This is a genomic window from Dyadobacter jiangsuensis, assembly GCF_003014695.1.
Classification (GTDB): Bacteria; Bacteroidota; Bacteroidia; order Cytophagales; family Spirosomataceae; genus Dyadobacter; species Dyadobacter jiangsuensis.
In genome coordinates this window covers 585,292-611,304 of the sequence record NZ_PYAS01000004.1, presented here as the reverse complement: position 1 = coordinate 611,304, position 26,013 = coordinate 585,292, and the positions used below count along the sequence as shown (strand labels likewise).

Here is a 26,013-nt window from a genome sequence, read left to right as displayed (position 1 = left end):
AACTGCTTCTGCAGCTTTTTTCTGCCACCGGCCGCCAGACAATTAGGTGGTCAATTTGCCACGGAATCAGGTGGTCAACTTCTCCGAAATACCCAGTATAATTTCTTTTTTTGAAGGTTTTGTGAAAATTTCCGTTTAATACCCGCACGGGCATCAAACTAAAAATGCTTTGTCTACCTTGTGAGCAAGCTTAATTCAGTTTTTCAAGAATTGAAATGAAAAAGCCCCTCGGCTTTCGCTGAGGAGCTTTTGTAGCCAAATCGGAGTTGAGTTGACCAGTAATCATGAATGATTTAGGACGCCCGTCTTAACAAACCAGACTTCGAGAACAGCTTGTCCCTGACTTTGGCCACATTATCACTTATCCTCGATTTTCTAACTCGGCAGTACCGCATCGTTGTTCTGATGGTTCGGTGGCCGAGCATTTTGCTCACATCTTCCAATGGAACGCCGTTGTTAAGCATCATATCTGCAAAGAAATGGCGTGCATCGTGCGTATCGAGCCTTCTGATTCCGCCGCTAATATCCCGTATTTCACACAGTTGAGCGATGTCCTTCAAATACACGTTGTAGCGGTAGTTACTATTTACCGGAATCAGCTTGCGATTTGCAAGGCAGTAAGGATGATCTTGGTATTTGGATATCAGTTGATCGACTATCGGCAGAATGGGCACCATTTCACCGACTTCTGTTTTTCCTCTATGCTTGACAAGCCAGCGTTCTTTCCTAGGCCCGACCAGGACGACGTTTTCTGGACTGAGGTCGTAGATATCCTGATATGCAAAGCCGGTAAAGCATTGAAAAATAAAGGCGTCGCGCACCTCAGAAATTCGGTCCACGCTAAATTGTTTTTGCTGGATTTTCTCGACTTGCCAAAATTCTAGCGGGATTACTTCTACGTCGCCGCCAGAGCACTTGAAGCCTTCCATCGGGTTGGAAGAGATATACTTCTTTTTAACCCCGATTTTGACGATTTGACGCACCCACTTCACCTCTTTACGCGCTGTTACCTCAGCTAGTGGTTTCGCAACGTATAGCGTTAAATAATCATAGAGGTCATCCGCGAAGGTGTCACCAAGAGAGGAAAAGTAAATGTCCTCGCGATCGAAGTGATATTTGATGAAACCAGCGACCTTCTTCTTGGTGCTGCGCCAGTGTTTCAAGGTCTCAAACGAAGCATTCTTTCGTTCCACTCGCTTCTCGAATTTTGCAATGAACTCGTCGAAGACTTCCAGCACGGTTTGCTCGTTCTTGGCAGCAGGCTTAGCTAGCTTAGGTTGCTCGATCGCAGGTTTGCCCAGGTAAACGTTTTTGACCATTGCCGGGGTCACCTCAGGGAACTGAGTCTGAAGGCCGTTGAAGATCCGTTCGACGTCTGTTTGCAACTGAGCTAGTCTCTGATTAGCAAGCTTTACTTCCAATCCTGAGCCGGTAACTTGTTTGGTACCCAAGTCCCAGGATGCAGGATTTACTTTCTTACCTGTAGAAATTTCGGTATACCTACCGTCGATTGTGATTCTGGCATAGATAGGAGCTTTGCCGTCTGCTTTCGCTTTTTGTCTGTACAGCCAGAAGAGTACAGTCATGTTCTGTTTGAAATTCATCATCCTCACAGTTTAAGGTTAGAAAAACATTGATGTTTGAGAAACCTTGGTCAAAATCGCCTCTGTCAAACATGTCCATTCGGTAACCTAATTTAGTAAGCAAGGCAGGTTACCGAATAGGTTACCGAATGCTTTGATCTGGAATGAATCAGAATGATATGCTTATCTTCGAAAACAGTGAAAAAATGACGTTTTTAAACGAAAAAAGCGCCTTTTGAGGCGCTTTAAGTGATCCCGCTGGGATTCGAACCCAGGACCCATACATTAAAAGTGTATTGCTCTACCAGCTGAGCTACGGAATCGTTTTCTACTTGTTTTGCAACTTTCGAGGTTTTACTTTCTTGGATTAGCCGTGGCGTTTTCCTTAATTGCGATGCAAAAGTAGAATTCTTTAAAGTATAATGCAAGTACCCTACAAGAAAAAACTGTTTTTTTCGTTTTTGTTTCTGGCTTTTTTGATGCCGGATACGGCTTTTTGTGTCAACCGAAAGGAGCTCAAAACGGCTGATTCTCTGTTCGCTATCGCCAGGTATGCGGAGGCCCAGACGCTCTACAAAAAAAATTTCAGCCTGACTGAAAAAAATAGCCAGGCGCTGCTTTTGAAGCTCGCTTTTCTGGCGGAAAAGACCAACAACTATACCGACTGTCTTTTTTTTCTCAGCAAATTGGCCCTCGTGCAGCCTTCAAGGCATCTTTTTGAAAAAATGGACAAGCTCGCCAAAGAGCAAAATCTAAGTGGCTATGAATTCGACGATTACAACTATTTCATAATATTTTATCGAAAATATGGTGATTACATTCCAATATTGCTCCTAACTTTGGGCACCTATATAGTTGTCATAATGGTTACAAAGACACGTAGGAAGGAGCCAATTTTGCAGATTCACAAGGTTTCTATCATCGTTTATCTGCTCGCGCTGCTGGGAATACTAAATGTGCCTTCCCTTTATCAAACGTGTATTATTGTGAATGAAAATACCTTCCTGCGCGACGAGCCTTCATCGGCTGCGGGTGTGGTGGACAGAGTCGGAAAGGGCCATAAACTGACAATTATCGGGTCCGTGGACCATTGGGATAGGGTCATTTGGAACAACCGCATCGTCTATATTCGTAAAAGCGATCTGTGGAATATTTGACAAACCCCACTGGTATCATTTTTGCAACATATGAGTTTGTATGTATATTTAGGAGTCAAATTTTTTAATTAACGCTGTATGAAAAAGCCAATGAATCGTTTTTTACTATTGATCGCAGGAGTTTTGATGTTAGGATTTGTCACTTCCTGTAAAGAGGAAGGGCCTCACAAAGATGACATTGTCAAGTTCTCGGCTGTCATTAATAGTAGCCCAACCGTTCCAAAAGCTACCTCTTCCGCACAGGGTACCGGCGTTTTTGAATATAACAAGAACACCATGGAACTTAAATACAACATCAATTTCCAGAACATCACCCCTACTTCGGTTACGCTTAACGCGGCAAATCCGTCATGGGAGCGCGGTGGTATCATCCAGACGTTGTCCGACAAGCCTGCCGGCCAGGTAAGCGGTACTTATAAAGTCCCTAACACCGAGCAGCAAACACAGCTTATCCTCGGTATGATGTATATCAATATCCCTACCGAGTTGTATCCTTACGGAGAGATCCGCGGACAAATTATTGCTGACAAATTCGAGGAATAAGTACTCGCACACATATCAAAAAAGGCTTTCGGGAGCGATCCTGAAAGCCTTTTTTAATGCCTTACTTTTTACCTTTTCTCTTCTGTCTCGACTCGAACTCCTCAATCTCCCGCATCAGCGCTCCAAGGTCGTCGGTGGTATCAGCGGTGAATTCAAGCGTTTCGGCGTAATCCTCGGCGGTGAGTTTCACTACGGCGATGGGCTTGTCGAGATACTGCTGTATCTGGTCGAGTACGGGCTTTTCCTCCTCGCTGCAAAAAGACACTGCGATACCCTTCTGCATCCCCCGACCGGTACGGCCTACACGGTGAACGTAATTTTCGGGTTGCTCGGGTAAATCATAGTTGATCACGTAATCTACACTCGGAATATCGATCCCGCGCGCGCTCACGTCCGTCGCAATCAGCACTTTTACATTGCCTTTCTTAAACTCGTTCATAGCTGTAAGGCGGTCGGCCTGCTCTTTATCCCCGTGAATCGTCAGGCTTTTGATTTCCATCCGTTCGAGCGCCTTGTACACCCGCTCGGCCCGCACCTTCGTGCGCACGAACACGAGGATTTTTTTCTCGGCATTCTGCCGAATGACGCGTTCCAGAAAAAACCGCTTGTCGTCCATGGCTACAAAAGCAACGGAATGGTCGATATTCTTAGCAACAGGGTTTTTAGGCGAAATCTGAATACGTATCGCATTCCTGACCAGCGAATAGGCTAATTTCTTAATCTTTTCATCAATGGTCGCCGAGAAAAAAAGCGTTTGCCTTCTTTTAGGTAAATGCCGGATCAGGTCCTGGATATCCTTGATAAATCCAAGATCGAGCATATGGTCAGCTTCGTCGAGAATGAGCGTATCCACGCGGTCGAGCTTAATATAGCCCTGACTCACGAGGTCGAACATCCGGCCGGGAGTCGAAACGAGAATATCGATACCCTTTTCCAGTTTCGCGATCTGAGGCCCCTGCTCCACTCCACCGAATACACTGAATGTTTTTACTTTGGTATAGCGCGAAATGCTCGAAAACACCTCGGCGATCTGAATGGCCAGCTCCCGAGTCGGCACCATAACCACACATTTGATCCCCTCGGAACGGCTGGACGCCTTTTGTTTATGCAGCTTGTCCACTACCGGAATCGCAAAAGCCGCTGTCTTGCCGGTACCCGTCTGCGCGATCGCCAGCACGTCCTCCCCTTTCATTACCGCCGGAATGGCTTTAAACTGAATATCGGTAGGCTTTTTGAACCCGGCCGCTTCCAGGCTCCGCTTGATCTCCGCGGCAATGGGGTAATCTTCAAATTTCATAAGCAAATAATGGGGCAGACCGGCGCCGGCCTGCCCTTCGTTTTAATGGGAGTGCAAAGATAACCGGTTATCCGGCAATGCATGAGGTATTACAAGCCGGGCTCATAAAACCGTAGCCGGTTCCGAAGCGAGGCAACCTCCCTATCCAGAAGTTCGATACGGCTCAGCAGGCCCTGAATGGCCTCGATCCCTTCCAGATTAATGTCGAGCTCGTGATGCAGGCGGATAATTCGCTCGATACGATTCAGCTGCGGGATCTGCAAAAAGCGCACATTGCCGACGATCACTGTTTCGATCAGGTCGTGCTCCTGCAATGACTCTACAAATGTGTATTCAACGTCGTAATGCGAGCAGAATACCTCAACGGCAATCAACTGATCATTTTCCATATCGTTCTCAGGATTTAGACAATTCCGTAAACAATTCCTTCTGGCGGTCGGTCAGGTTAGTCGGGATTTTTACATCGAAAGTCACGTAAAGATCGCCGAACTGGCCGTCCTGTTTGTAAACCGGAAATCCCTTGCCTTTCAGACGAACCACGCTGCCGTTCTGCGTTTCAGGTTTCACGGGCAACTTCACTTTTCCGCTCAATGTCTCCACCACCAGCTCACCGCCCAACACAGCGGTATAAAGATCCAGCTCTACTTTCAAATGCAGGTCATTGCCCGATCTTCTGAATTTATCGTCGGCTCCCACTGAAAAGGTAATGTACAAATCGCCATTAGGCCCGCCGTTGCTTCCTGGCCCGCCATGGCCTGCAATTTTGATGGTTTGCCCGTTTTCAACACCTGCCGGCACGGTAATGCGGATATTCTTTCCGTTTACTGTCAAAGTTTGTTTATGTGTTTCATAGGCATCGCGCAGGCCCAGATGGATTTCAGCCTGATAATCCTGCCCACGGAAGCGCGCCTGCCGGCTACCTCCGAAACCCGAACCAAACATGGATTCGAAGAAGTCGGAAAAGCCTTCATTGCTACCGCCATACCACTGGCCCTCCTGCCCTCCCGCCTGCCTGCGTGCTTGCTGTGCGCGCTCGAATTCCTCGCTGTGCTGCCAATCTTTGCCGTACTTGTCGTACTTCTTCCGCTTTTCCGGGTCGCTCAGCACCTCATTCGCTTCATTGAGCTCCTGAAACTTCTTCTGTGCTTCTTTGTCGTTTGGGTTCAGATCGGGATGGTATTTCCTCGCCAGTTTTCTGTAAGCATTCTTGATAGCCTTATCGTCAGCATTTTTGTCAATTCCGAGTATCTGATAATAATCTACAAAAGCCATAAATATTCAATCTGTTGAAGTGAATAATGGTTTATAAAACAGTCCCTATTTTCGTTCCTGCATTTTAATGTACAAATCTTCCACCTTCTTTCGCGCCCAGGGAGTTTTTCTCAGAAATTTAAGGCTCGATTTCACGCTGGGATCGTGTTGAAAGCTGTTGATATTGACGTGATAACCCATTTGCTCCCACCCGTAATAATCTACGAGTTCATTCAAAATTGCTTCGAGTGTTTTACCGTGCAGCGGGTTATTCGGTTGTGATTCCATGCGTACCGTTTGAAAAATGTTGCCTTATTTTTTAAAGTAGATTTCTGTTCTTAAATAATTATTATGCAGGTTGATTAGTTCAAAACCTAAAACCTGTCCGATGGATCAGATAAAATGGGGTATTATCGGTTGCGGCAATGTGACCGAAGTCAAAAGCGGGCCCGCATTCAATAAGGTACCCAACTCCACGCTCGTGGCGGTTATGCGGCGCGATGGCGCACTCGCGCAAGATTATGCCGAACGCCACGGCGTACCCAAATGGTACGACGATGCCGAAGCGCTCATCAACGACCCCGATATCAATGCGATCTACATCGCCACGCCGCCCGATGCCCACGAAAGCCTGGCTTTCAAGGCGATGCAAGCCGGGAAACCCGTTTACATCGAGAAGCCCATGGCAAGGAACGCCGCCGAATGTGACCGCATTAATGCCGAAAGCAAGCGTACCGGCGTACCGGTGTTCGTAGCCTACTACCGGCGCGCACTGGATTACTTCCTGAAAGTAAAAGAATTGATCGACAAAAAGGTGATCGGAGATGTCCGCTTCATCGATATCTGTCTCCAATGGCAGCCATATGACGAAGAAGTCGGACCGAATGCAAAGCCGCGCTGGCGCGTCAAACCGGAAATTTCGGGCGGCGGGCATTTCCACGACCTGGCTTCCCACCAGTTCGACCTCCTGGAATTTATTTTCGGGCCTATCCGCCACGCCTCGGGCATTGCGCGCAACCAGGCAGGCCTGTACGAGGCCGACGATATTGTGGTCGCCAATTTTGAATTCGAATCGGGTGTGTTGGGTAAGGGAAGCTGGTGCTACACGGTCGACAAAGACCAGCGCGAGGACGAAACGCAGATTATTGGCTCCAAAGGCCGTATTACTTTTTCATTTTTCGAAAAATTCGACATTCACGTCGAAACTTCGGAAGGCATCGAGGTATTTCACATTCCTTATCCTCAGCACGTGCAGCAGCCGCTCATCGAATCCATCGTGACAGAACTACGCGGCGAAGGCAAGAGCCCGAGCAATGGCGATACGGGCGCGCGGGCAAACCTGATCATGGACCGGATTACCCAAAAGCAATAATTTTAGGGTGTAGAATACAAATGCACGCGATATTGCTGTTATTTAAAAAATTTCTTAGTACTCAAATTCAACAGTCATGGCCAAAGGAAAAAACCTGGACAAAGGGAGCACCAAAAAGGAAGCTACTAAATCCCTGAAAGAAAAAAGAGCTGACAAAAAGGCAAAAAAGGATGGCAAGAAAGACTACTGATCTTTCCCGAACCTCCTTCCCGAATGGCTCCCGCAATGCAATGCAGGAGCCATTTCGCTTTTAATAAATCTCTCGATTCGTCTTGTATTTGGAAAGCCGCTTCCGCGAGCGGACGATTTTTGAATGGATCCTGTTCTTTTCATCCGGCGTAAGGATGTCGTCGGCTAGCGCCTTGTCGATCGCCAATTCAATGGCATTGCGTTCCTTTTTTAGTTTCGCATACTCATTAGCGGTCAGCTTCCTGCTTTTGTAAGCTGCTTCAATCTGTCCATTAAGCTTCCGGAGCTCTGCTTTGAAGTTTTGCGAATAGGTACTATGGGCTATCAGTATGGTAAAAACGCTGGCAAAAAGTAATTTCATGGCTGTAAGGAACGTGCTAATGTGGCTGTGTAAAACTGATGCGAATATATACCGGCATACATAAACAGTGCCAGCGCGGCTTAGTGACTGGTGCAGATAGTTACGCAAGTTTCGGGTTGGCCAGGCGGGCGGCGCAGGCCAAATTTGTATCAACAAATTAAAAAATCCAATGGACCAGCAAGCTTATAATTACGACAAAATCGCGAAGGCTATCGAGTACATCGTGGCTAACGCCAAAGAGCAGCCAACGCTCAACGAAGTGGCCGACGAAGTCAGCATCAGCCGGTTTCATTTCCAGCGCATGTTTTCGGAGTGGGCAGGCGTAAGCCCAAAACGGTTCCTGCAATACATTACCGCAGGATATCTGAAAGACCGTATCCGGGAATCGAACAACCTTGCCGAACTGGCCGAATCGGCCGGTCTTTCGAGTCAGAGCCGGGTGTACGACCATTTCATTTCGATCGAGGGCGTTACTCCGCAGGAATACAAAAGCGCCGGTAAAGGACTGGTTATCAGCTACGGATTTCACAAGACACCTTTCGGCGATTGCTTTATTGCCGCTACCGAGCGGGGTATTTGCGCCATGGCGTTCGTGGACGAGGCCACGCGGGACTTCCAGCTCATCGAACTAGCCCGCAAATGGCATTATGCTATCATCCGCCCGGACCAGCAACTGACAGCCAGCTATGTGCAGCGCATTTTTAACCCCGCACAACAATCGCTCGAAAAGCTCCCGCTGCTCGTGCAAGGCACCAATTTCCAGCTGAAAGTATGGGAAGCGTTACTTAGCATTCCGCAGGGCGCGGTCACTACCTACCAGCAAATCGCCGAGCGCATCGGCCACCCGAAAGCGGTCCGCGCTGTTGGTTCGGCGGTTGGCGACAACCCGATTGCCTACATTATCCCGTGTCACCGGGTGATCCGTAAAGAAGGCATACTGGGAGAGTACAGATGGGGTAGCTTGCGCAAAAAGGCACTCATCGGTTGGGAGGCAGCCCGTCAGGATGAGGAATATTTTGCACAGAACCAGGCCGTTTTGAAATAGTACATTCAGAATAAATTGTCACTATAATGGATTGTATGACAATTTAATAGCAGCCGTACAATGCAATTTTTCCGTGTTGGACTGATTATGGATGCATCGTTTCCAAACTATCAACCAAAATCAGCATGAAAAAGAAACTAATCTTGTCGGTGGCAATTATGGCCCTGATCGTAACGGCAACTTCGGCCAGCTTCGCGCAGTTTTCGCTCGGCTTACAAGGCGGGATCGCCAAATCCAACGTGGAAGACTCCAAGACAGTAGCAGGTGGTGGCGTGAATCTCCGCGTATTTGCCTCGCCGCAGTTTGCGATTGGTGTCGCAGGTAAGATTTACGCCGACGGCAGCGACTACAACGTGGCCGGACAAAAGCTGAGCACCACCGGAACGCTTACCCCCGTAACCGGTACGCTGGACTACTTCTTTACCGACGGTGCCATCCGCCCTTACATAGGGGGTGACGCCGGGGTGTATTTTTCGAAATACAAAGCGAAATGGAATGGCGAAACCGTGCTGGAATCGTCCAAGCACAGCAACTTCGGTGCGGCGCCCAGGGCCGGTCTGGTATTCGCATTCGGCAACCTGGGTATTCAGGTAGAAGGGATTTACCATTTTGTTTTCGGCAACAAAAACCACGATTCCGAAACCGGCTCACCCAACAATATCGATTTTGAGTCCACCTCCAAATTCGGCGGTGTGAACGTCGGGATCATATTCGGGCTGGGCGGTAAATAACTTCCCGCAAAATATTTCAAAATGCAAACGCGCCACACCGGCGCGTTTTTTTGTGGTGTTGGAATCCCGCATTAACTTGCCCGCATATTTACGAGCATCCCTTTGGCAGAACCGACATCATTTTCAGAACAACTTTACAACTGGCTGACTTCCATCTCGTTTCAGTGCCACGCAACGCGGGAACCGGATTTTATGCTGCCGGTGCTGGAAGTAGCTATTGGGGATCAGGTGTTTATGAAAGTGATCCCGGTGGATCTGGCGGCCTGGAAAAAAGCCGGTCACAAAACCTTGTTGAACCCGTTGAAAGAACGCCTGGAAGCCATCCGCAGCGAAGGGGTTCCGGCGGTGGTGATTTGGGAAGATTACTGGCTGTCCCGAAGAAGCGTAGTACAATCGCGGTTAGCGGCTATGCTGGGCAAATCGGCCAAGATTCCTGCCCGCCTGACACTCGTGCGGAGGATCGACAATGCAACTACAATGGGATTCCTGGAAGCCAATCATTTGAATGGCGGCACAATGTCGAAATTTCGGTATGGCCTGTTTCTGCCCAAACGATATTACCGCGTATTGCCGACCGATTTCGCTTTCGACGCGTCGGCAGACGAACTGCTGGTGGCCGTCGCTACTTTCAGCAACGCCCGCATTTTTGAACAAAACGGCTCCCCTTTCCGGTCACATGAGCTGATCCGGTTCGCAAGCTTGCTGGGGACGAATGTGGTAGGTGCGCTGGACAAGCTGTTGAATGCCTTCATCCGCGAAAAGTCTCCGGGCGACATCATGACCTACGCTGACCTTGAATGGTCCGATGGCCGAAGCTACAAGCGGCTCGGGTTTGAGGAAAGAGGAAACATGCCTCCACGGGAGGCTTATGTGGACGTTACGCATATGCGGCGTGTGCGTACGCTCGAGAAAGCCGGTCACACTGCCGGACAACTGCCGGTTGAATATCTGACAGTATATAATTTGGGCAGTATCAAATATGTCAGGGACATTAAAATCAACGAAAATGAGTCCTGAAACCCCGCTACTGATCATCCTGGGCCCAACGGCTTCGGGCAAAACACGTTTGGCTACCCAGGTAGCGCACGAGATCGGCGGCGAAATCCTCAGTGCCGACTCACGCCAGGTATACCGGCAAATGGACATTGGGACCGGCAAAGACCTCGAAGAATACATCGTAAACGGCGCCCCGGTCCCCTACCACCTGATCAACATCCGCGATGCCGGCGATAAATATAATGTCAATGATTTCCAGCATGACTTCGCGGATTCATACCAACAAATACGCACCAACGAACGCCTTCCGATCGTTTGCGGTGGAACGGGCTTCTATCTATATGCATTGCTGAAAGGCCATGCCAACGATACGGTGCCAGTGAATGAGGCGCTGCGGAAGGAGCTGGATTTACTTTCCACCGGGCAGCTGACCGCCAGGTTTCAGGCCTCCGATTCCCGTTACCATGCCCTGGCCGATATTTCCACGCGCAAAAGGCTCATCCGCGCATTGGAAATAGCCGCTTACCTGAACGAACATAGTGAAACGTCCATAGACTTCGGCACAGAGTCCATTGCCTATCCGGCAGTGATTTTCGGCCTGAACCCGCCCGTGGAAACGCGGCGGGAGCGCATCAGCAAAAGGCTCTCAATCAGGTTAAAGCTGGGTTTAATAGAAGAAGTTCAAAATCTTTTAAATCAAGGAATTACACCTGATTCGTTAATCTACTACGGTTTGGAATACAAATATGTAACCCTGTACCTGACCGGCGCAATGACCTTCGAAGAGATGCATTCCAAACTCGAAACCGAGATCCACCGGTTCGCCAAACGCCAGATGACTTTTTTCAGGAAAATGGAAAAGGATGGACTGAAAATCAACTGGATAGCCGATGAATGGTCCGAAAGCGAGAAAATCCAATTCATAATTGCGCATTACCGGGAATTTAAAAGCGGCAATGCTGGTACTATGTAAGTGTAAACCAACCAAAAAAACGTCGTTAAGTAATGAATCGCAAATGGAGCAGCTTGTTATTGCTGCTGGTACTGAGTGTAACGGATGCATACCTCCTCGCGCATCCGAATCTGATCGGAAAAATAGGCGTATTGGTGTACAAGCATCATTATATCCGCAATTTCCCAAGAGCGCTGCTCACGGTCATGATCGTCGTCGGTGTATCGCTGGCGGTTTGTGAGCTGGTTTACCGGTTCACGCAAAAGAAGACGGCTATTTTCAGCTATCTCGTCCTGACGGGCGTTGCGTTGTTCTGGTTCATGTACGTATTTGTCACTTTTTCGTCATTTTCCTACCGGATCACAGGTAAGTCGTTCATTTACGGGGCGCATTTGTTGCCGGTCATCCTGGCAGGGTTGAACCTGAGGTATCTCATCAAACGAATACTGGTCAAAGAACCGGTTAACGATGCCTTAACAGAGGGAAAAAGTGGCTCAGGGGTGGTGTAGTGGGGCTATAAGACCATAAATTGTTGTCCAAATGGCACAAGACAGTAGAATATTCTCATAAATCCTTCAAATTGTGAAATATTATTGTTTCCGTCTTGAATTTTCACAAATAAACCACGGATAATAATAGAAAGTACGCGGTTTTTTAGGATATTGCGGCTTGTGTCGGACCGGGAAATGGTTAAACCCGAAGCCATTTAACACAAAATTAACTTGTTGGGTAAGTAAATCGCTGTTAACGAAAAACTTTGGCTTGAATTGACCGATTGGCCTGCCTGTTCATTAACCCTTTTAATTTTATTCTTATTTCTATGTCCCAAATAGCTGAATTGACCCTTGATGGTAAAAAGTACGAGTTCCCGATAATTGAAGGAAGTGAGCAGGAAAAGGCGATAGATATTTCCAAATTACGCGACCAGACAGGGTATATTACGATTGATCCAGGTTACAAGAATACCGGTGCGACCAAAAGCGCCATTACATTTCTCGACGGAGAAGAAGGCGTTCTGAATTACAGAGGTTACTCGATCGAGGACCTGGCCGAAAAATCTTCTTTCCTCGAGGTAGCATACCTGCTCATTTACGGAGAGCTTCCTACTGAAAAACAATTCGCTGAATTTGAACATGAAATCCGTACGCATACACTCGTGAATGAGGATATGCGCAAGATTTTCGAAGGCTTCCCGGTGAATGCGCACCCGATGGGCGTGCTATCATCGCTGGTAAGTGCGATGAGCGCTTTCTACCCGGACGCCAACGCTCAAAATTCGGAAGCGGAAACGCAATTGCATATCATCCGCCTGCTCGCGAAATTGCCTACGATCGCAACCTGGTCGTACAAAAAATCGCAGGGCCACCCGGTAAATTACCCACAAAACGAACTCGATTACTGCTCGAACTTCCTGAACATGATGTTCTCGCTACCCGTAGCGAAATACAATGTGGATCCGGTTGTTTCGGCGGCATTGAATAAACTGCTGATCCTTCACGCCGACCACGAGCAAAACTGCTCTACTTCGACCGTGAGACTGGTAGGATCGTCACATGCCAACATTTTCTCTTCCATTTCTTCGGGTATCAGCGCATTGTGGGGCCCACTCCACGGCGGTGCCAACCAGGAAGTGATCGAAATGCTGGAAGCGATCAAAGCCGACGGCGGTGATACGCAGAAATACATCAATATGGCCAAAGACAAGAGCAGCGGTTTCCGTTTGTTCGGTTTCGGCCACCGCGTTTACAAAAACTTCGACCCGCGTGCCCGCATTATCAAAAAGGCTGCGGACGACGTGCTCAACAAACTCGGCATCAATGATCCGGTTCTCGAGATCGCTCAGAAACTCGAAAAAGCGGCTTTGGAAGACGATTACTTCGTACAACGCAAGCTTTACCCGAACGTGGATTTCTACTCAGGTATCATTTACCGCGCATTGGGTATTCCAACCAATATGTTTACGGTAATGTTCGCGATCGGCCGTCTGCCAGGATGGATCGCACAATGGAAAGAAATGCGTGTGAACAAAGAGCCAATCGGCCGTCCGCGTCAGATCTACACCGGAGCGCCTAAGCGGGATTTCGTTCCGATGAGCGAGAGGAAATAATAATTTTGACCGGGTCGCCGGAGCGATGACCGAATGATTGAATGACTAAATATGTCTCTCGATCATTCAAAGTAAAGGCCCATCGGAAAATCCGAAGGGCCTTTTGCATTCTATATAAACTCATTCAATCATTCAGTCATTCAATCATTGCTCCGGCGACCCGGTCAAAATTGATCAAGGCGAAAGTCGCTCAATTTTCCACCCGCCATCGATCTTCGTATACGCCAACCGGTCGTGCAGACGACTGGGTCTCCCCTGCCAGAATTCGATGTAATCAGGCACCACCCGGTAACCGCCCCAGTGCGGCGGACGGGGCACCGGCTGGCCTTCAAAACGAACCTTCAACTCCTCCGTCTTTTCTTCCAGGAATTCGCGGTTCGGGATCACATCACTCTGGTGCGATGCCCAGGCGCCGATCTGGCTGCCACGGGGCCGCACGGCAAAGTATTCACTCGACTCCTCTTCGGAAGTTTTCTCGATCCTTCCTTCGATACGAACCTGTCTTTCAAGCTCTTTCCAGAAAAACGTGAGCGCTACCTGCGGGTTTGCTTCCATCTCGCGGCCTTTTTTACTGTCATAATTCGTGAAGAATGAAAAGCCTCGGCTGTCGAGGTCTTTCAGGAGCACAATCCGGCCAGTTGGGCGGCCTTCGTAAACCGTGCTGAGCAGCATTGCATTCGCTTCACTGATGTCGGCCTCACGCACGTCGTTAAACCATAACCTGAACTGTTTCAGCGGATCAGGATCGAGGTCGGCTTCCAATAGCCCTTTGAGCTGATAATCGTAACGGATATTTGCAATGTTATGATCCATTGGATACTAATATGTTCAATGTTGGGATGCCAAAAGTAGCCATTTCAGAGGAAAGATTATTAGATTTGTAATCTATAAGAGACCGTACGTACGAAACAAGCATCACGATGGCACAAGAACAACAAGAAGGGGTCAAAAGCGAAGAGCAGGACGACCTGGCACCCAAAACGATTGATACCCTTGAAATTGATCTTAACAATGAGTTGACGGAGGAGCACGAGGAAGAGACGCCTGATGTGGATTACAGCCAATTATCTAAGGAACAACTGGTTAACTTATTGGAAAACGAACTGGCAGGCATTCGTGCCGAAGCCGCTACTGCCGCTCAGCTGAAAAAGGCAGAAGCTGTCGCCAGGGGGGTACGTACGGTGCTCGATCAGATCAAACACAAAGACCGTGAAGCTGCGCTGAAAACGTTTGTCGAAGAAACAGGCGGCGAAGATGGATTTGAATATAAATACGACGGCGATACGCAGAAAATCGACTCGCTGAGCCGTGAAATCCGTGGTCTTAAAAATGCCTTCTACCAAAGCCAGGAGAAGGAAAAAGAGAAGAATTTCAACGTAAAAACCGCGCTGCTCGGTCGCCTGCGTGCGCTCGTGGACGAGGAAGGTACGCGCGAAACGGATGCAACCGGGTTGAAATCGAGCTGGGAGGAATTCAAGAAGATCCAGGAAGAATGGAAAGCCGCAGGTAACGTTGCGTCACCGCATAACGGTACGCTTTGGGCAACGTACAATGCGTTGATCGACCGCTATTTCAGCAACCGGAATATCTATTTCGAACTCAAAGAACTCGACCGCCGCCGTAATGCGGAACTGAAAGCAGAGTTGTGCGAGAAAGTCGAGGAACTGGGTAAATCGCTGGAAAGTCGCCCGATGACGCGTGAAATTCTCAATGACGCCAACCATATTTTCGAGGAATACAAACACCTCGGCCCTGCTCCGAAAGAAGACCAGGAAAAACTGTGGCAGCGCTTCAAAGAGGCACTCGACGTGCTTTATGATGCACAACGCGGCCAGTTCGCCGAGCAGAAGAAATCCATGCAGGAGAACTACGAACAAAAGCTGAAAATCTACGAAGCGATTGTTCCGTTCACCAGCTACAATTCGGGCAGCATTAAGGAATGGAATGCCAAAACGAAGGACATTATGGCTTTCCAGGACCAATGGGTAGCCCTGAAAGGCATTATGCCGCGCGAGGAAGGCAAAGAGCTTAGCAAAAAGTTCTGGGCTGCGCTGAAAACGTTTTTCAACAACAAAGGCGAATTCTTCCGCCAACTGGAAGCCAAGCGCGAGCAAAACCTGGACCTGAAAAACCAGCTCTGCGAAGAAGCGGAAGCCGTATTATCAACCGGCGAAGACAATCCATCCACCACGCAGAAGGTAATCGAGCTGCAAAAGAAGTGGAAGGGCATCGGCCAGGTTCCGGAGAAATTCAAGGACACGATTTACGATCGCTTCAAAAAGGCGTGCGACGCGTATTTCGACCAGAAGCGCGCCAAAAACCGCGAAGTGGAAGAAGAATTCGAAAACAACCTGAAACTGAAAACCGACCTGATCGAGCGCATCGAGGCGGCAGCGAAGGACAAGGACGAATCTTCGCTCAATTTACTGAGCGCATTCAAGTCGGAATGGTCGTCAATAGGGTTTGTACCCAAGAAGGACATGCAGGCCATTCAGAAACGCTATATCGCAGCCATTAACACCTACGTAAGCGCCATCGGCCAGCTCTCGACCAAAGAGAAGGAACAAGCCGTACTCGAAAGCGAAGTGGAACTGGTGCGCGACGGTGAAAGCAGCCGCAACCTTTACCGTAAGGAAAACGACATCCGCCGCAAGATCACGCAGCTTGAAAACGACATTGCACTTTGGCAGAATAACATCGAATTCTTCGCGAAATCGAAAACTTCGGATCGTTTGAAAGCAGAATTCGAAAGAAAGATCAGCAATGCGGTAAGCCAGCTGAATGAGTTGAAACACCAACTCACTATTATTCAGGAGGCTATCTAAAACCTGAAAAAAAAGTTGAAAAATTTACTTTGAAAAGGTTGCATTGTATATCCCGCTCGACTACTTTTGCACCATGATAACGGAATAACAAACGGTATCACAAAGAAAAAAGGCCTCCATAGCTCAGCTGGTAGAGCAACTGACTTGTAATCAGTAGGTCGTTGGTTCGATCCCGACTGGGGGCTCTTAACAAAAACACTTAGCAATTTTGCTAAGTGTTTTTTGCTTTAATACCTTCACGAAACCTCACCGTCCCCTGCCCGCCAGCTCCGACGACAATTTCATCGCCTCATCCACAATTTCCGCAGGAAACTTATTCAGGTCCAGAATCCGGATTGCATTGGTAGTTGCCAGTTTGCCCGGCTTAATTTTGTAGTCGAAATGGATCGTTTCGTTTTCTACGATTTCCGTGAAATGAAAAAGGGCATAGGCGCCGCTTAGGTAGTCGGCCAATTCGCGGTCGTGCGTGGCTACAAACACGAGATTGCCCTGCCTGGCCAGATAGCTGAGCACGGATTTCCCGATTGCAATACGCTCAACCGAATTCGTACCCTTAAACAGCTCGTCGAGCAGAATGAGGCTGCGCTCGCCGGCGGCACTTTCTTCAACCAGGTTTTTGATTGTAATCACCTCTTCCAGGTAATAGCTTTTGCCATCCAGCAAATCATCCGATATCCGGATCGCCGACTGAACTTTCATTACAGGCATCGCAAACTCATTGGCAAAGCAAGTATTGATCGTCTGCCCCAGGATGGCATTAATGCCTACTGTTCGTACGAAAGTCGTTTTACCGGACATATTCGAACCTGTCAGCAACGCGCACTGGCCTCTCAGGACAATGTCGTTTGAAACACTGTCCCAAATCAGCGGGTGATACATTCCCTTGGCGCTAATCCCTTCCGTTCGCAAATCGGTGTCCATCCGGCAATGATGCGGGATACTCGCCCGCAATGCAAGAATAGACAATGCTGCATCGGCCTCAGCCGCGAAGTGAAAGACCTGATTAATGTCCTGCCGTTTTGCTTTGAGCGTCCTGAGCGAACTGAAAAGCAAAATGGGCTCCACCAGGAACAATGCTTTCACCAATTCGAGCAGGTAATCGACAATCTGGCCTATCTCACTTTGCAGCCGGGCCTCCATTTTGAAGATCGACATTTTCAAACCTGTGCTCCGTAACGAATCAACCGATTTTCGGACGCGCTCGGAAACGGCAAATTCCGGAATGGATAAAAGCCGGTGTGCGAGTTCAACCATGGTCAGCATCTGCGGAATCGAACTGCTGTATTGGTACAAATTGTTTTTGTTCCAATAATGGATGCCCATGTTGACAGGAAAAAGCAATAGCAGCAATAGCAGCAATTTGGGAAAGAAGAAAGACAGAGCCGTTGCAGCCAGGCTAACCCCGGATAGTATTTTGATCAGCAACAACCACTTCGGTTCTGCGATGTGCTGACCATAGAACAAGGAAGAAATGTAGTAAGCATCCCTCTTGTGCAATTTGCTCAGCTCGTCGGCCGCCAATTGCCGAAATGCCGCATTTTTCCTAAAAATATCAATGGTGGTTTCAAGCGCATGTACGCGCGCCCGGTCCCGGGGAATCGTTCTCAGCAAATGATACAAATACTGCTGTCCCACGCAGGAATAAGTACGATCAATGAATTTGAAAACATCTTCCAGATCGAGATCCGAGAATGTACGGTCAGAGACAATCTGAAAATCATCGTTGGCCGGCGCCGTGAGAAAATACCGCTCTATCTGACTGAAATTGAAATTACCGGTTTTTAGGTTGGGTACTGTGTCCTTTTCCAAGCGCTTCGTTTGATTTCGATTAATAAAATTGTTCAAAGCCTGAGTGGCTTCTCCGATTCGTCCATCATCGCCGCCACCTTCGCTACCCGCTCAGTCACCGTAGTATCCCCGCGAATCTCCACTACCCGGCACGAAACCTTCCCGAGCCATTGCTCGTGGATCCCCACGTTGCGACCGGTGAAATCCCGATCATCGTATTTCGACGCCCAGTCATAAAATTCCCGGAAGAGGTGACTTCGTACCGGGTCGGTGTAAATAATCTCGCCGTACCGTTCTATTTCGCGCTTCACGAGGCGCTGCATTCGAATCTCCTTCGGGACATAGAGAAAGACCACTAAGTCGAACACCGACAGCCATGCGTCTCCCCAACTGATCAGCGACCCGCCCACAATGCAGTCGTCAACCCTTGAAACAGCCTCTTGCAGCATCCTGCTTCGCGTAGGTGCATCCCTGCGCACGGTATAAGGCACGTCCGAGCGCTCCCAGAAAAAGTCATCGGTATCGAAATACGGCATTTTTAACGTCGCCGACAGCGCATTTCCCAACGTTGTCGAGCCCGCGCAGGAAGCGCCCATGATATGGATTTTCATAATCAATAATATACAATCGGCAGCAAAGTATCCAAAAAGTTATGTCGAAGGTAAATCACCCGCACCGGACGGCAGCCAAGCGTGCAGTGCTGCATTTTTTAAAAGAAATATATTAATCCATAGACTTTATAGATTAAATTGCAAACCGAATAAGGAATGGCCGGCTTGACTCATGATCGAATTAAAGAACGTTACCAAGATTTTCAAACAAAAGGACCGGGAAGTGACCGCACTGGCCGGCGTCTCGCTGAAAGTGGAGCGTGGGAAGATTTTTGGCGTGATCGGCACGTCAGGTGCAGGCAAAAGCACGCTCATCCGCTGCGTGAACCTGCTGGAAAAACCCACCAGCGGTGAAGTGTACATCGACGGAAAAAACCTCACCACCCTACCCGACCGCGAACTGGCGCTCGAAAGGCGTCAGATAGGTATGATCTTCCAGCATTTCAACCTGCTGTCATCCCGTACGGTTTTCGAGAATGTCGCATTCCCGCTCGAACTGGATCGTAAACCAAAACACGAGGTCCGTGAGCGGGTAACGGAGCTTTTGCGGCTGGTAGGCTTGGAGGAAAAAGCGGGGGATTATCCTGCAAGTCTTTCGGGCGGGCAAAAGCAGCGCGTAGCCATTGCTCGGACGCTGGCCAGCAGTCCCAAAGTTTTGCTTTGCGACGAGGCCACAAGCGCGCTCGATCCGGGTACTACCGCTTCGATTCTCCGATTGCTCAAAGACATTAACCGCAGGCTCCACATTACCATTCTGCTCATTACGCATGAAATGAATGTGGTGAAATCCATTTGCCATGATGTGGCGGTGATCAGCCAGGGTAAACTGGTGGAAAAAGGGCCTGTGAACACGGTATTTTCCAATCCTAAAACCGAGCTGGCCCGGTCGTTCATCAGCGCGTCGCTGCACGTGGAAATCCCCGAGCATTACCGGCAACGGGTAACTGCGATCAATGAGGGCGGCATGTCGCCGCTGCTCCGGCTGCGTCTTACCGGCGATACCGCCGACCAGCCCCTGCTCTCCCAGGCAGCAAGGCTTTTCGAGATCGACACCAAGATCATCAGCGCGCAAATGGACCACGTGGGCGACAAAAATTTCGGCGTGGTGCTCGTTGCACTTTCCGGCCGCACCGGCAACTACCAGAAGGCCATCGATTTTTTCATTTACCATCACATTAAAGTTGAATTATTGGGGTATGTCTGATCCGGTAGTATCACTCCTGGCCGCCGGACTGGGAGAAACGATCTTCATGACCATTACATCCGGCATTTTCGGTTTTATCCTCGGTCTCCCTACCGGCATTGTCCTCTTCCTGACACGCCAGGGACAGGTGTTGGAAAACCGGGTTTTGAATAGCGCGATCTCGGTTGTGATCAATATTTTCAGGGCGATCCCCTTCATTATCCTCATCGTGTGGATGATTCCGTTCACGAGGGCGCTTGTAGGCACGTCCATCGGCATGGGCGCCGCGCTGGTGCCACTGAGCATCGGAGCCGCCCCTTTCATTGCCCGGATGGTTGAAAACAGCCTGATAGAAGTACCCGGAGGGCTGATAGAGGCCGCAAGGGCCATGGGGGCAACACCATTTCAGATCGTGTACAAAGTGCTGCTTCCCGAAGCATTACCCTCGCTGATCAACGTCGCCTCGATCACGCTCATCACGCTGGTGGGCTACTCGGCCATGGGTGGCGCAGTGGGCGCAGGCGGGCTGGGCCAGATCGGCTACCAATATGGCTACATCGGCTACGACGCGGTAATCATGAACATTGTGCTTCTACTGCTGATTGCATTGGTTTTCGTGATCCAGTTTCTGGGCGACATGCTCTCCAAGCGGGTAGATCACCGGTAATTAATTTAAAAACAGCTATAAAATGAATCATCCTAAAAACCTGCTCCTACTGCTCGGCCTCGGCGCTGCATTAATGACTGGCTGCAACAAAAAAGCGGCTTCGGATAACGACCCCAACCACATTAAAGTCGGCATTGCCGTCGGCCCCGAGCTCGAAGTCGCGCAGGTAGCGCAGAAAGTGGCCAAGGAAAAGTACGGGCTGGATGTCGAACTCATCACATTCAACGACTACGTGGTACCCAACGAAGCATTGAGCCACGGCGATGTAGATGTGAATGCATTTCAACACAAGCCTTACCTCGATGAGCAGGTAAAACAGCGCGGCTACAAGCTCGCTGTCGTCGGAAATACGTTTGTTTACCCCATCGCCGGATATTCCAAAAAGATCAAAAGCCTCACAGCGCTCCAACCCGGTAGCACGGTGGTTGTCCCCAACGACCCCACCAATGGCGGTCGCTCGTTGCTGCTGCTCCAAAAATATGGCCTGATTAAGCTAAAAGAAGGGGTTGGTCTGCTCCCCAAGGTGATCGACATCACCGAAAATCCCAAAAACCTCAAAATTCTGGAACTCGAAGCCCCGCAGCTTCCCCCCACCCTCGACGACGCAAACGTAACCCTGGCGATCATCAACAACAACTTCGCAGGCAAGGCCGGCCTCATTTCCACCCGCGACGGCCTGCTCATCGAAGACAAGGACTCGCCGTATGTAAACCTTATTGTGGCACGGGAGGACAACAAAAATGAGGAAAAAGTAAAAAAATATGTGAAAGCATATCAGTCCAAAGAAGTGGAAGAAGCCGCCGCGCGGATATTTCAGGGCGGAGCCATCAAGGGGTGGTAAGCGGTAAGTACTGTAAATCCTCTCACTTAAAACCCTTAATCGTTTTGCCGTCGTAACGATACACACCGTCCAAAGAACCGAACCAGATACTCCCGTCATTAGCCTCCAGAATTCCGAAAGTCATGCGTTCATTCATTGCATATTCTGAAGGTATTTTGGTGGCAGTTGGCTTTTTGTCGTGCAAAACCTTTTTATCGTACCTGGAAATGCCCCATTTCCCGCTTACGGCATCTTCTGAGCTCGTCCAAATGTTTCCCATCCGGTCTTCGTGGACATACCCCACAAAATCATCCGTAAATTGGGTAAATGTAATGCCGTCGTAACGCCAAAGTCCATCCCGCCCCGCTAGCCAGACATTACCCTTACTATCTTCGATAATCGTACGGACATTTGTAAACGTATGCCCGCCATGGACCAGGAGCGATGATACTTTCCCATCGTAAACGCGGGCATTCCCCCTCGTCCCAACCCAGAATTTTCCACTTTTATCCTCGACGATCGAATTAACATCGTCATGGTCGTCGGGCGGAAGTTCGCCCGTTTCCAGACTCGTGAAAGACGGCCCCCAATTCGCCCTGTAATTCCGAAACTGTTTCCCATCATAGCGGCTTACGCCCTTCAACGTACCGAACCAGATATTGCCGCCCTTATCTTCATAAATATGGGGAACCCTATCGTCGACAAGGCCCTCCGCTGTTGTAAAGTGCTGAAACGCTTCACCAGCTGCCTGTTCAGGGTTGTAGTAATAAACTCCTGAACCAATCGTACCGAACCAAAAATTACCCTTTCTGTCCTCCAAAACGGAAAAGAAGCGGGCCGAACTGACTTTGGCAGTGATATTGGTGAACGATTTCCCGTCATACCGAAAGATCCCGTCAAATGCAGCAATCCAGATGTTGCCTTTTCGGTCCTGTATGATGTTGCGCGTGATCCCCTGGGGACCGTGTGCGCTGATGATACCCATAGTATCGGGCTTCGCGACCTCTTTCGGCGCATTCTGCGCCTCACACCAGGTGCTGGAAACAGCCAGCAGCAATACGAGCAAGCGTAAGCATTTCTTCATTTCTTTATTGGTTATCAGGGATTTTTACAAACCTACAAGTTTTTGTGTCCTGCTTTTTCAAACGATTTGTAAAAGAAAGTTAATGAAATGTTAAAGCTGCCGAAGGCGTTAGTGGTAATGTTCCAAAATATTAATCTATTTATTTTATAGATTAAATTGACTAATATTCAAAATGGCTAATTTGCGGCGCAATTACCTATTTTACTTATGTCCAGCTCTACCGAAGCACTGGCCTCCGCATGGAAGCCGTATGAAAAAATTCTCCTACGCGCCGCACTGATTTACGCGGTGATCAGTACGATTCCGTTCAACCCCGAGTTTTACCGGCAGGATTTCGATGCCGGTTTTAATGTGAATGCCTCCCCCTTTCGCTGGCTGGATGTGGTTTCACAAAACAATCCGTGGTTCTTTGCCAGCCAGGAAGGCAAAAACTACACAGGCTGGTTCGTCACGATATTGGTTTGCCTTGTCGCTGGATTCGGCTGGAACCTGCTCGACCGGCGGCGTAAGGATTTTGAAAAGCTGTATTACTGGTTTTACGTCGCAGCCCGGTACGGAATCATCCTCCGGATGTCGTGGTTTGCCTGGGCGAAGGTATTTCCCGTGCAAATGCCTTTCCCCACCCTCAGCCAGCTCAATACCAACCTGGGCGACTTCACCCCGGGCAAGCTCTACTGGCTTACCACGGGGGTTTCCCCATTTTTCGAAGTATTTGCGGGCATTTTTGAACTGGTAGCGACGGTACTACTGCTTTTCCGCCGTACGACCACCCTGGGTGCGCTGATGATGGTGGCGATCCTGCTGCCGATCTGGTTTGTAAATATCGGTTATGATGCCGGGGTGGAGCTTACCAGCCTGCATTTGCTCGCATTATCGCTGCTGCTCCTCGTCCGCGACAGTCGCAAATTCTACCAGATCCTGATCGAACACCGCGCTGTGGCGCTCACATTCGTGCCTGCTCTCCATTTCCGCAATGAATGGCCGAACCGTCTCCGGATCGCATTCAAATACGGTTTCATATTCTTTTTCGTGCTGTTCAGGGGTTTTAGCTACGGAAAACTCTATGCAAGCGGGAAGTCGTTCAAGCTCCCGCTCGACGACGGGCTGGCGTCCGCCACCGGCCTTTACAAGGTCTCCGAATTCCGCCTGAACAACCGGCTCCTCACCCCCTCTCCTACCGATTCGGTCCGGTGGGAGAATGTGATCTTCGAGAAATTCAACACCATCAGCATTAAGGTGAACAAGAACTTCCAACTCGATACGCGTAATGCGGTGCGGACGACCGAATACTACGGCAATATCGGCCGCTATTATTATGGCTATAAAGCAGATACGGTCAACAAGGTATTCCATTTGCACAACCGGGTCGATACGGCGGCACATATCACGCTTCATTACGAGCAGCCCGCGCCGGGCCGGTACATATTGCGCGGCGTGAACGAGCGGAGCGATTCCCTGTTCGTGGTTTTGAACAAAGTAAACAAAAAGTATCCGCTCGAAGAGAAAAGGAAAACCGACGGGTAACCTGCCGCCACCGGCTTGGTCAAACTCCACACCACTTTCAATCAAACATTTTTTGTATATGCATTCCCAAAAATTACTTCTTGCGGCGCTGCTGGCATCCGGCCTGGCCGCCCGCACTAATGCACAAAACATTACACAGCAGCAGCAGCCCTTCACGGGCACCGTCGGCAAAACGCTGGCTGAATCGAAGGAAGTCTGGACGAACCCGGTAAAAGCGCCGGCGGGCGCTCCCAACGTGGTATGGGTGTTGCTCGACGACGTCGGTTTCGGGGCTACGAGCACATTCGGCGGGGTGATCCGCACGCCTACTTTCGACAGCCTGGCCAACAACGGGCTTCGTTACACCAATTTCCACACGGCCGCTATATGCGCCCCTACCCGCGCGGCGCTGCTGACCGGCCGTAATCAGCATTCGGTGCACGAAGGCGGGTTCTCGCATACGTGGTCGTCGTTCGGCTTTCCGGGCTGGGACGGCCGCATTCCTTCCGACAAGGGTACCATCGCCGAAATCCTGCGTGAGGCAGGTTACAACACTTTCGCGGTCGGGAAATACGGCCTTACGCCCGACCAGGATGCTTCCGACGCCGGTCCGTTCGATCGCTGGCCGTCAGGCAAGGGTTTCGACCACTTCTTCGGGTTCCTCGGCTCACAAACCGATCAGTACAAGCCCGACCTCGTGGAGGACAATGCGCATGTAACGCCTGACGGCCGTCACCTCAACGATCAGATTACCGACAAGGCGATCAGCTTCATCGACCGCCAGAAAAAAGCGGCTCCCGACAAGCCTTTTTTCCTCTACTATGCGCCAGGAGCGACGCATGCCCCTCACCAGGTGGCGAGGGAGTGGAGCGACCAATACAAAGGCCAGTTCGACGGCGGCTGGGACGAATTCCGCGAAAAAGTATTTGCCCAACAGAAGAAACAAGGCATTATCCCAGCCAACGTGATCCTGCCCGAGCGTAACCCGAACATCCGCGCCTGGGCGAGCCTCTCGGCCGACGAAAAGAAGCTGTACGCGCGTTTCATGGAAGTGTACGCCGGCTACCTGACCTACACCGATCATGAAGTAGGCAGGATTGTAAATCATCTCAAAAAGATCAACCAGCTGGATAATACGCTCATTCTGGTCGTGATCGGCGATAACGGGGCCAGCAAGGAAGGGGCATTGGGCGGCGTAATTACCCGCTCTTCGGCAGCGGCCATTGCAGCTCCGCTTTCGGAAGCGGAACAGGTCAAAAACAACCTCGCGCAAATAGAACTGATCGGCACGCCGGAAGGTACCAACGCCAACTATCCGCTCGGTTGGGCGCAAGCAGCCAACACGCCGTTCAAATACTGGAAACAGGACGCGCATTCGGAAGGGGGTACCCGTAACCCGCTGATCGCATTCTATCCCAAAGGCATTACCGACAAAGGCAGTATCCGCACGCAGTACGGGCATGTGATAGACCTCCTGCCGACAACGCTCGAGATTGCGGGCATCAAAGCGCCCGAAGTGATCAGGGGTATTAAACAGGACACGATCCAAGGCACGTCGCTGGCTTATTCACTACATGACGCCCGGGCTGCTTCACGCCACAAAACGCAGTACTATTACATTTTCGGATCCCGGTCTATCTACCACGACGGCTGGAAGGCGGCATTTGCCTACAAACCGACGTCGGCAGCGACGGGTAATCTCGTAAGTGCGATCAGCGTGGCCAATCCGGACAACAACGACTGGCAGCTTTACAACCTGAACGAGGATTTCAACGAGCGCATCGACCTCGCGAAAAAGAATCCGAAAAAACTGGAAGAGCTGAAAGCACTTTTTGAGGAACAGGCTAAAAAGTACAATATTTATCCTTACATCACCTGGGACGACGTGTTGAAACGCCGCCTGCCACAACCAACACAACAGCAACAGCCGGCGGCCGGCAAGTAGCGA

At 49.7% G+C, this 26,013-nt stretch carries 25 protein-coding genes and 2 tRNA genes; 16 read left to right on the top strand and 11 right to left on the bottom strand.

The features are described 5' to 3' along the window. Positions 1–293: 293 nt before the first annotated feature. A complete protein-coding gene (locus CLV60_RS11100) occupies positions 294–1,607 on the bottom strand; it encodes a site-specific integrase (RefSeq protein ID WP_106595423.1) in 1,314 nt (437 codons plus the stop codon). A 226-nt stretch (positions 1,608–1,833) separates the two neighbouring features. Continuing rightward, positions 1,834–1,906, bottom strand: a tRNA-Lys gene (locus CLV60_RS11095). Between the two features lie 99 nt (positions 1,907–2,005). Here CLV60_RS11095 and CLV60_RS11090 point away from each other — a divergent pair. Both CLV60_RS11090 and CLV60_RS11085 read left to right on the top strand, forming a co-directional pair. After that, the gene (locus CLV60_RS11090; RefSeq protein WP_106595422.1) at positions 2,006–2,740 is read left to right on the top strand and encodes an SH3 domain-containing protein; all 735 of its coding nucleotides are present in this window, start codon (positions 2,006–2,008) and stop codon (positions 2,738–2,740) included. Positions 2,741–2,830: 90 nt separating this feature from the next. Beyond that, positions 2,831–3,283, top strand: a complete 453-nt coding sequence (locus tag CLV60_RS11085) for a CHRD domain-containing protein (protein ID WP_170118759.1) — start codon at positions 2,831–2,833, stop codon at positions 3,281–3,283. Positions 3,284–3,344: 61 nt separating this feature from the next. On the opposite strand, the gene CLV60_RS11080 is transcribed toward CLV60_RS11085, so the two are convergent. The 4 genes from CLV60_RS11080 to CLV60_RS11065 form a co-directional block, all read right to left on the bottom strand. Then, positions 3,345–4,580, bottom strand: a complete 1,236-nt coding sequence (locus CLV60_RS11080) for a DEAD/DEAH box helicase (protein WP_106595477.1) — start codon at positions 4,578–4,580, stop codon at positions 3,345–3,347. Between the two features lie 89 nt (positions 4,581–4,669). Continuing rightward, positions 4,670–4,969 carry a chaperone modulator CbpM gene (locus CLV60_RS11075; RefSeq protein WP_106595420.1) on the bottom strand — a complete coding sequence of 100 codons (300 nt, stop codon included), beginning with the start codon at positions 4,967–4,969 and terminating at the stop codon, positions 4,670–4,672. Positions 4,970–4,976: 7 nt separating this feature from the next. Next, positions 4,977–5,852, bottom strand: coding sequence for a DnaJ C-terminal domain-containing protein (locus CLV60_RS11070; protein ID WP_106595419.1), 876 nt, complete (start codon positions 5,850–5,852; stop codon positions 4,977–4,979). 45 nt (positions 5,853–5,897) lie between these two features. Continuing rightward, positions 5,898–6,119 (bottom strand): VF530 family protein, encoded by a 222-nt coding sequence (locus CLV60_RS11065; RefSeq protein ID WP_106595418.1) that lies wholly within the window; start codon positions 6,117–6,119, stop codon positions 5,898–5,900. A 100-nt stretch (positions 6,120–6,219) separates the two neighbouring features. On the opposite strand from CLV60_RS11065, the gene CLV60_RS11060 reads away from it, so the two are divergent. After that, a complete protein-coding gene (locus tag CLV60_RS11060) occupies positions 6,220–7,203 on the top strand; it encodes a Gfo/Idh/MocA family protein (protein WP_106595417.1) in 984 nt (327 codons plus the stop codon). Between the two features lie 250 nt (positions 7,204–7,453). Here the strand turns inward: CLV60_RS11060 and CLV60_RS11055 are convergent, their stop codons facing one another. Next, a complete protein-coding gene (locus tag CLV60_RS11055; RefSeq protein ID WP_106595416.1) occupies positions 7,454–7,753 on the bottom strand; it encodes a hypothetical protein in 300 nt (99 codons plus the stop codon). Positions 7,754–7,922: 169 nt separating this feature from the next. Between CLV60_RS11055 and CLV60_RS11050 the strand changes: the two genes are divergently transcribed. The 6 genes from CLV60_RS11050 to CLV60_RS11025 all read left to right on the top strand — a co-directional run bounded on the left by CLV60_RS11050 (position 7,923) and on the right by CLV60_RS11025 (position 13,584). Beyond that, positions 7,923–8,798: a methylated-DNA--[protein]-cysteine S-methyltransferase gene (locus tag CLV60_RS11050; RefSeq protein ID WP_106595415.1), complete on the top strand. Its 876-nt coding sequence runs from the start codon at positions 7,923–7,925 to the stop codon at positions 8,796–8,798. A 125-nt stretch (positions 8,799–8,923) separates the two neighbouring features. Continuing rightward, the gene (locus tag CLV60_RS11045; RefSeq protein WP_106595414.1) at positions 8,924–9,529 is read left to right on the top strand and encodes an outer membrane beta-barrel protein; all 606 of its coding nucleotides are present in this window, start codon (positions 8,924–8,926) and stop codon (positions 9,527–9,529) included. Positions 9,530–9,631: 102 nt separating this feature from the next. Further along, on the top strand, positions 9,632–10,546 hold the full coding sequence (locus tag CLV60_RS11040; RefSeq protein WP_229210914.1) for a hypothetical protein: 915 nt from the start codon (positions 9,632–9,634) through the stop codon (positions 10,544–10,546). Beyond that, positions 10,536–11,498: a tRNA (adenosine(37)-N6)-dimethylallyltransferase MiaA gene (gene miaA, locus CLV60_RS11035; RefSeq protein WP_106595412.1), complete on the top strand. Its 963-nt coding sequence runs from the start codon at positions 10,536–10,538 to the stop codon at positions 11,496–11,498. Before CLV60_RS11040 ends, miaA begins: the two co-directional genes overlap by 11 nt. 32 nt (positions 11,499–11,530) lie before the next feature. After that, complete coding sequence (locus CLV60_RS11030; protein ID WP_106595411.1) at positions 11,531–11,986, top strand: hypothetical protein; 456 nt, start codon at positions 11,531–11,533, stop codon at positions 11,984–11,986. A 311-nt stretch (positions 11,987–12,297) separates the two neighbouring features. Further along, positions 12,298–13,584: a citrate synthase gene (locus tag CLV60_RS11025; RefSeq protein ID WP_106595476.1), complete on the top strand. Its 1,287-nt coding sequence runs from the start codon at positions 12,298–12,300 to the stop codon at positions 13,582–13,584. A 174-nt stretch (positions 13,585–13,758) separates the two neighbouring features. On the opposite strand, the gene pdxH is transcribed toward CLV60_RS11025, so the two are convergent. Then, positions 13,759–14,397: a pyridoxamine 5'-phosphate oxidase gene (gene pdxH, locus CLV60_RS11020; protein WP_106595410.1), complete on the bottom strand. Its 639-nt coding sequence runs from the start codon at positions 14,395–14,397 to the stop codon at positions 13,759–13,761. A gap of 107 nt (positions 14,398–14,504) precedes the next feature. Between pdxH and CLV60_RS11015 the strand changes: the two genes are divergently transcribed. Both CLV60_RS11015 and CLV60_RS11010 read left to right on the top strand, forming a co-directional pair. Beyond that, positions 14,505–16,409 carry a DUF349 domain-containing protein gene (locus tag CLV60_RS11015; RefSeq protein WP_106595409.1) on the top strand — a complete coding sequence of 635 codons (1,905 nt, stop codon included), beginning with the start codon at positions 14,505–14,507 and terminating at the stop codon, positions 16,407–16,409. Between the two features lie 112 nt (positions 16,410–16,521). Continuing rightward, positions 16,522–16,594: transfer RNA gene (locus CLV60_RS11010), tRNA-Thr, on the top strand. 61 nt (positions 16,595–16,655) lie between these two features. Here CLV60_RS11010 and CLV60_RS11005 read toward each other — a convergent pair. Together CLV60_RS11005 and CLV60_RS11000 are read right to left on the bottom strand one after the other, a co-directional pair. Beyond that, a complete protein-coding gene (locus tag CLV60_RS11005) occupies positions 16,656–18,218 on the bottom strand; it encodes a MutS-related protein (RefSeq protein WP_229210913.1) in 1,563 nt (520 codons plus the stop codon). A gap of 32 nt (positions 18,219–18,250) precedes the next feature. Further along, entirely contained in the window at positions 18,251–18,808 is a 558-nt protein-coding gene (locus CLV60_RS11000; RefSeq protein ID WP_106595408.1) for an AAA family ATPase, read from the bottom strand. 172 nt (positions 18,809–18,980) lie between these two features. On the opposite strand from CLV60_RS11000, the gene metN reads away from it, so the two are divergent. The 3 genes from metN to metQ are packed head-to-tail and all read left to right on the top strand — an operon-like array spanning position 18,981 to position 21,499. After that, on the top strand, positions 18,981–20,012 hold the full coding sequence (gene metN, locus CLV60_RS10995; protein ID WP_106595407.1) for a methionine ABC transporter ATP-binding protein MetN: 1,032 nt from the start codon (positions 18,981–18,983) through the stop codon (positions 20,010–20,012). Next, entirely contained in the window at positions 20,005–20,658 is a 654-nt protein-coding gene (gene metI, locus CLV60_RS10990; protein ID WP_106595406.1) for a methionine ABC transporter permease MetI, read from the top strand. Before metN ends, metI begins: the two co-directional genes overlap by 8 nt. Positions 20,659–20,680: 22 nt before the next feature. Next, on the top strand, positions 20,681–21,499 hold the full coding sequence (gene metQ / locus CLV60_RS10985) for a methionine ABC transporter substrate-binding lipoprotein MetQ (protein WP_106595405.1): 819 nt from the start codon (positions 20,681–20,683) through the stop codon (positions 21,497–21,499). A 22-nt stretch (positions 21,500–21,521) separates the two neighbouring features. Here metQ and CLV60_RS10980 read toward each other — a convergent pair whose 3' ends face one another. Further along, complete coding sequence (locus tag CLV60_RS10980; protein WP_106595404.1) at positions 21,522–22,562, bottom strand: ligand-binding sensor domain-containing protein; 1,041 nt, start codon at positions 22,560–22,562, stop codon at positions 21,522–21,524. A gap of 207 nt (positions 22,563–22,769) precedes the next feature. Between CLV60_RS10980 and CLV60_RS10975 the strand changes: the two genes are divergently transcribed. Beyond that, complete coding sequence (locus CLV60_RS10975; RefSeq protein WP_106595403.1) at positions 22,770–24,086, top strand: hypothetical protein; 1,317 nt, start codon at positions 22,770–22,772, stop codon at positions 24,084–24,086. 58 nt (positions 24,087–24,144) lie between these two features. After that, on the top strand, positions 24,145–26,010 hold the full coding sequence (locus tag CLV60_RS10970; protein WP_106595402.1) for an arylsulfatase: 1,866 nt from the start codon (positions 24,145–24,147) through the stop codon (positions 26,008–26,010). The last annotated feature ends 3 nt before the right edge of the window (positions 26,011–26,013 follow it).

Bases quoted from the DNA above. Each gene is read 5' to 3' on its own strand.
- CLV60_RS11100 (WP_106595423.1), bottom strand. From the start codon at position 1,607: ATGATGAATTTCAAACAGAACATGACTGTACTCTTCTGGCTGTACAGA.
- CLV60_RS11090 (WP_106595422.1), top strand. From the start codon at position 2,006: ATGCAAGTACCCTACAAGAAAAAACTGTTTTTTTCGTTTTTGTTTCTG.
- CLV60_RS11085 (WP_170118759.1), top strand. From the start codon at position 2,831: ATGAATCGTTTTTTACTATTGATCGCAGGAGTTTTGATGTTAGGATTT.
- CLV60_RS11080 (WP_106595477.1), bottom strand. From the start codon at position 4,580: ATGAAATTTGAAGATTACCCCATTGCCGCGGAGATCAAGCGGAGCCTG.
- CLV60_RS11075 (WP_106595420.1), bottom strand. From the start codon at position 4,969: ATGGAAAATGATCAGTTGATTGCCGTTGAGGTATTCTGCTCGCATTAC.
- CLV60_RS11070 (WP_106595419.1), bottom strand. From the start codon at position 5,852: ATGGCTTTTGTAGATTATTATCAGATACTCGGAATTGACAAAAATGCT.
- CLV60_RS11065 (WP_106595418.1), bottom strand. From the start codon at position 6,119: ATGGAATCACAACCGAATAACCCGCTGCACGGTAAAACACTCGAAGCA.
- CLV60_RS11060 (WP_106595417.1), top strand. From the start codon at position 6,220: ATGGATCAGATAAAATGGGGTATTATCGGTTGCGGCAATGTGACCGAA.
- CLV60_RS11055 (WP_106595416.1), bottom strand. From the start codon at position 7,753: ATGAAATTACTTTTTGCCAGCGTTTTTACCATACTGATAGCCCATAGT.
- CLV60_RS11050 (WP_106595415.1), top strand. From the start codon at position 7,923: ATGGACCAGCAAGCTTATAATTACGACAAAATCGCGAAGGCTATCGAG.
- CLV60_RS11045 (WP_106595414.1), top strand. From the start codon at position 8,924: ATGAAAAAGAAACTAATCTTGTCGGTGGCAATTATGGCCCTGATCGTA.
- miaA (WP_106595412.1), top strand. From the start codon at position 10,536: ATGAGTCCTGAAACCCCGCTACTGATCATCCTGGGCCCAACGGCTTCG.
- CLV60_RS11030 (WP_106595411.1), top strand. From the start codon at position 11,531: ATGAATCGCAAATGGAGCAGCTTGTTATTGCTGCTGGTACTGAGTGTA.
- CLV60_RS11025 (WP_106595476.1), top strand. From the start codon at position 12,298: ATGTCCCAAATAGCTGAATTGACCCTTGATGGTAAAAAGTACGAGTTC.
- pdxH (WP_106595410.1), bottom strand. From the start codon at position 14,397: ATGGATCATAACATTGCAAATATCCGTTACGATTATCAGCTCAAAGGG.
- CLV60_RS11015 (WP_106595409.1), top strand. From the start codon at position 14,505: ATGGCACAAGAACAACAAGAAGGGGTCAAAAGCGAAGAGCAGGACGAC.
- CLV60_RS11000 (WP_106595408.1), bottom strand. From the start codon at position 18,808: ATGAAAATCCATATCATGGGCGCTTCCTGCGCGGGCTCGACAACGTTG.
- metN (WP_106595407.1), top strand. From the start codon at position 18,981: ATGATCGAATTAAAGAACGTTACCAAGATTTTCAAACAAAAGGACCGG.
- metI (WP_106595406.1), top strand. From the start codon at position 20,005: ATGTCTGATCCGGTAGTATCACTCCTGGCCGCCGGACTGGGAGAAACG.
- metQ (WP_106595405.1), top strand. From the start codon at position 20,681: ATGAATCATCCTAAAAACCTGCTCCTACTGCTCGGCCTCGGCGCTGCA.
- CLV60_RS10980 (WP_106595404.1), bottom strand. From the start codon at position 22,562: ATGAAGAAATGCTTACGCTTGCTCGTATTGCTGCTGGCTGTTTCCAGC.
- CLV60_RS10975 (WP_106595403.1), top strand. From the start codon at position 22,770: ATGTCCAGCTCTACCGAAGCACTGGCCTCCGCATGGAAGCCGTATGAA.
- CLV60_RS10970 (WP_106595402.1), top strand. From the start codon at position 24,145: ATGCATTCCCAAAAATTACTTCTTGCGGCGCTGCTGGCATCCGGCCTG.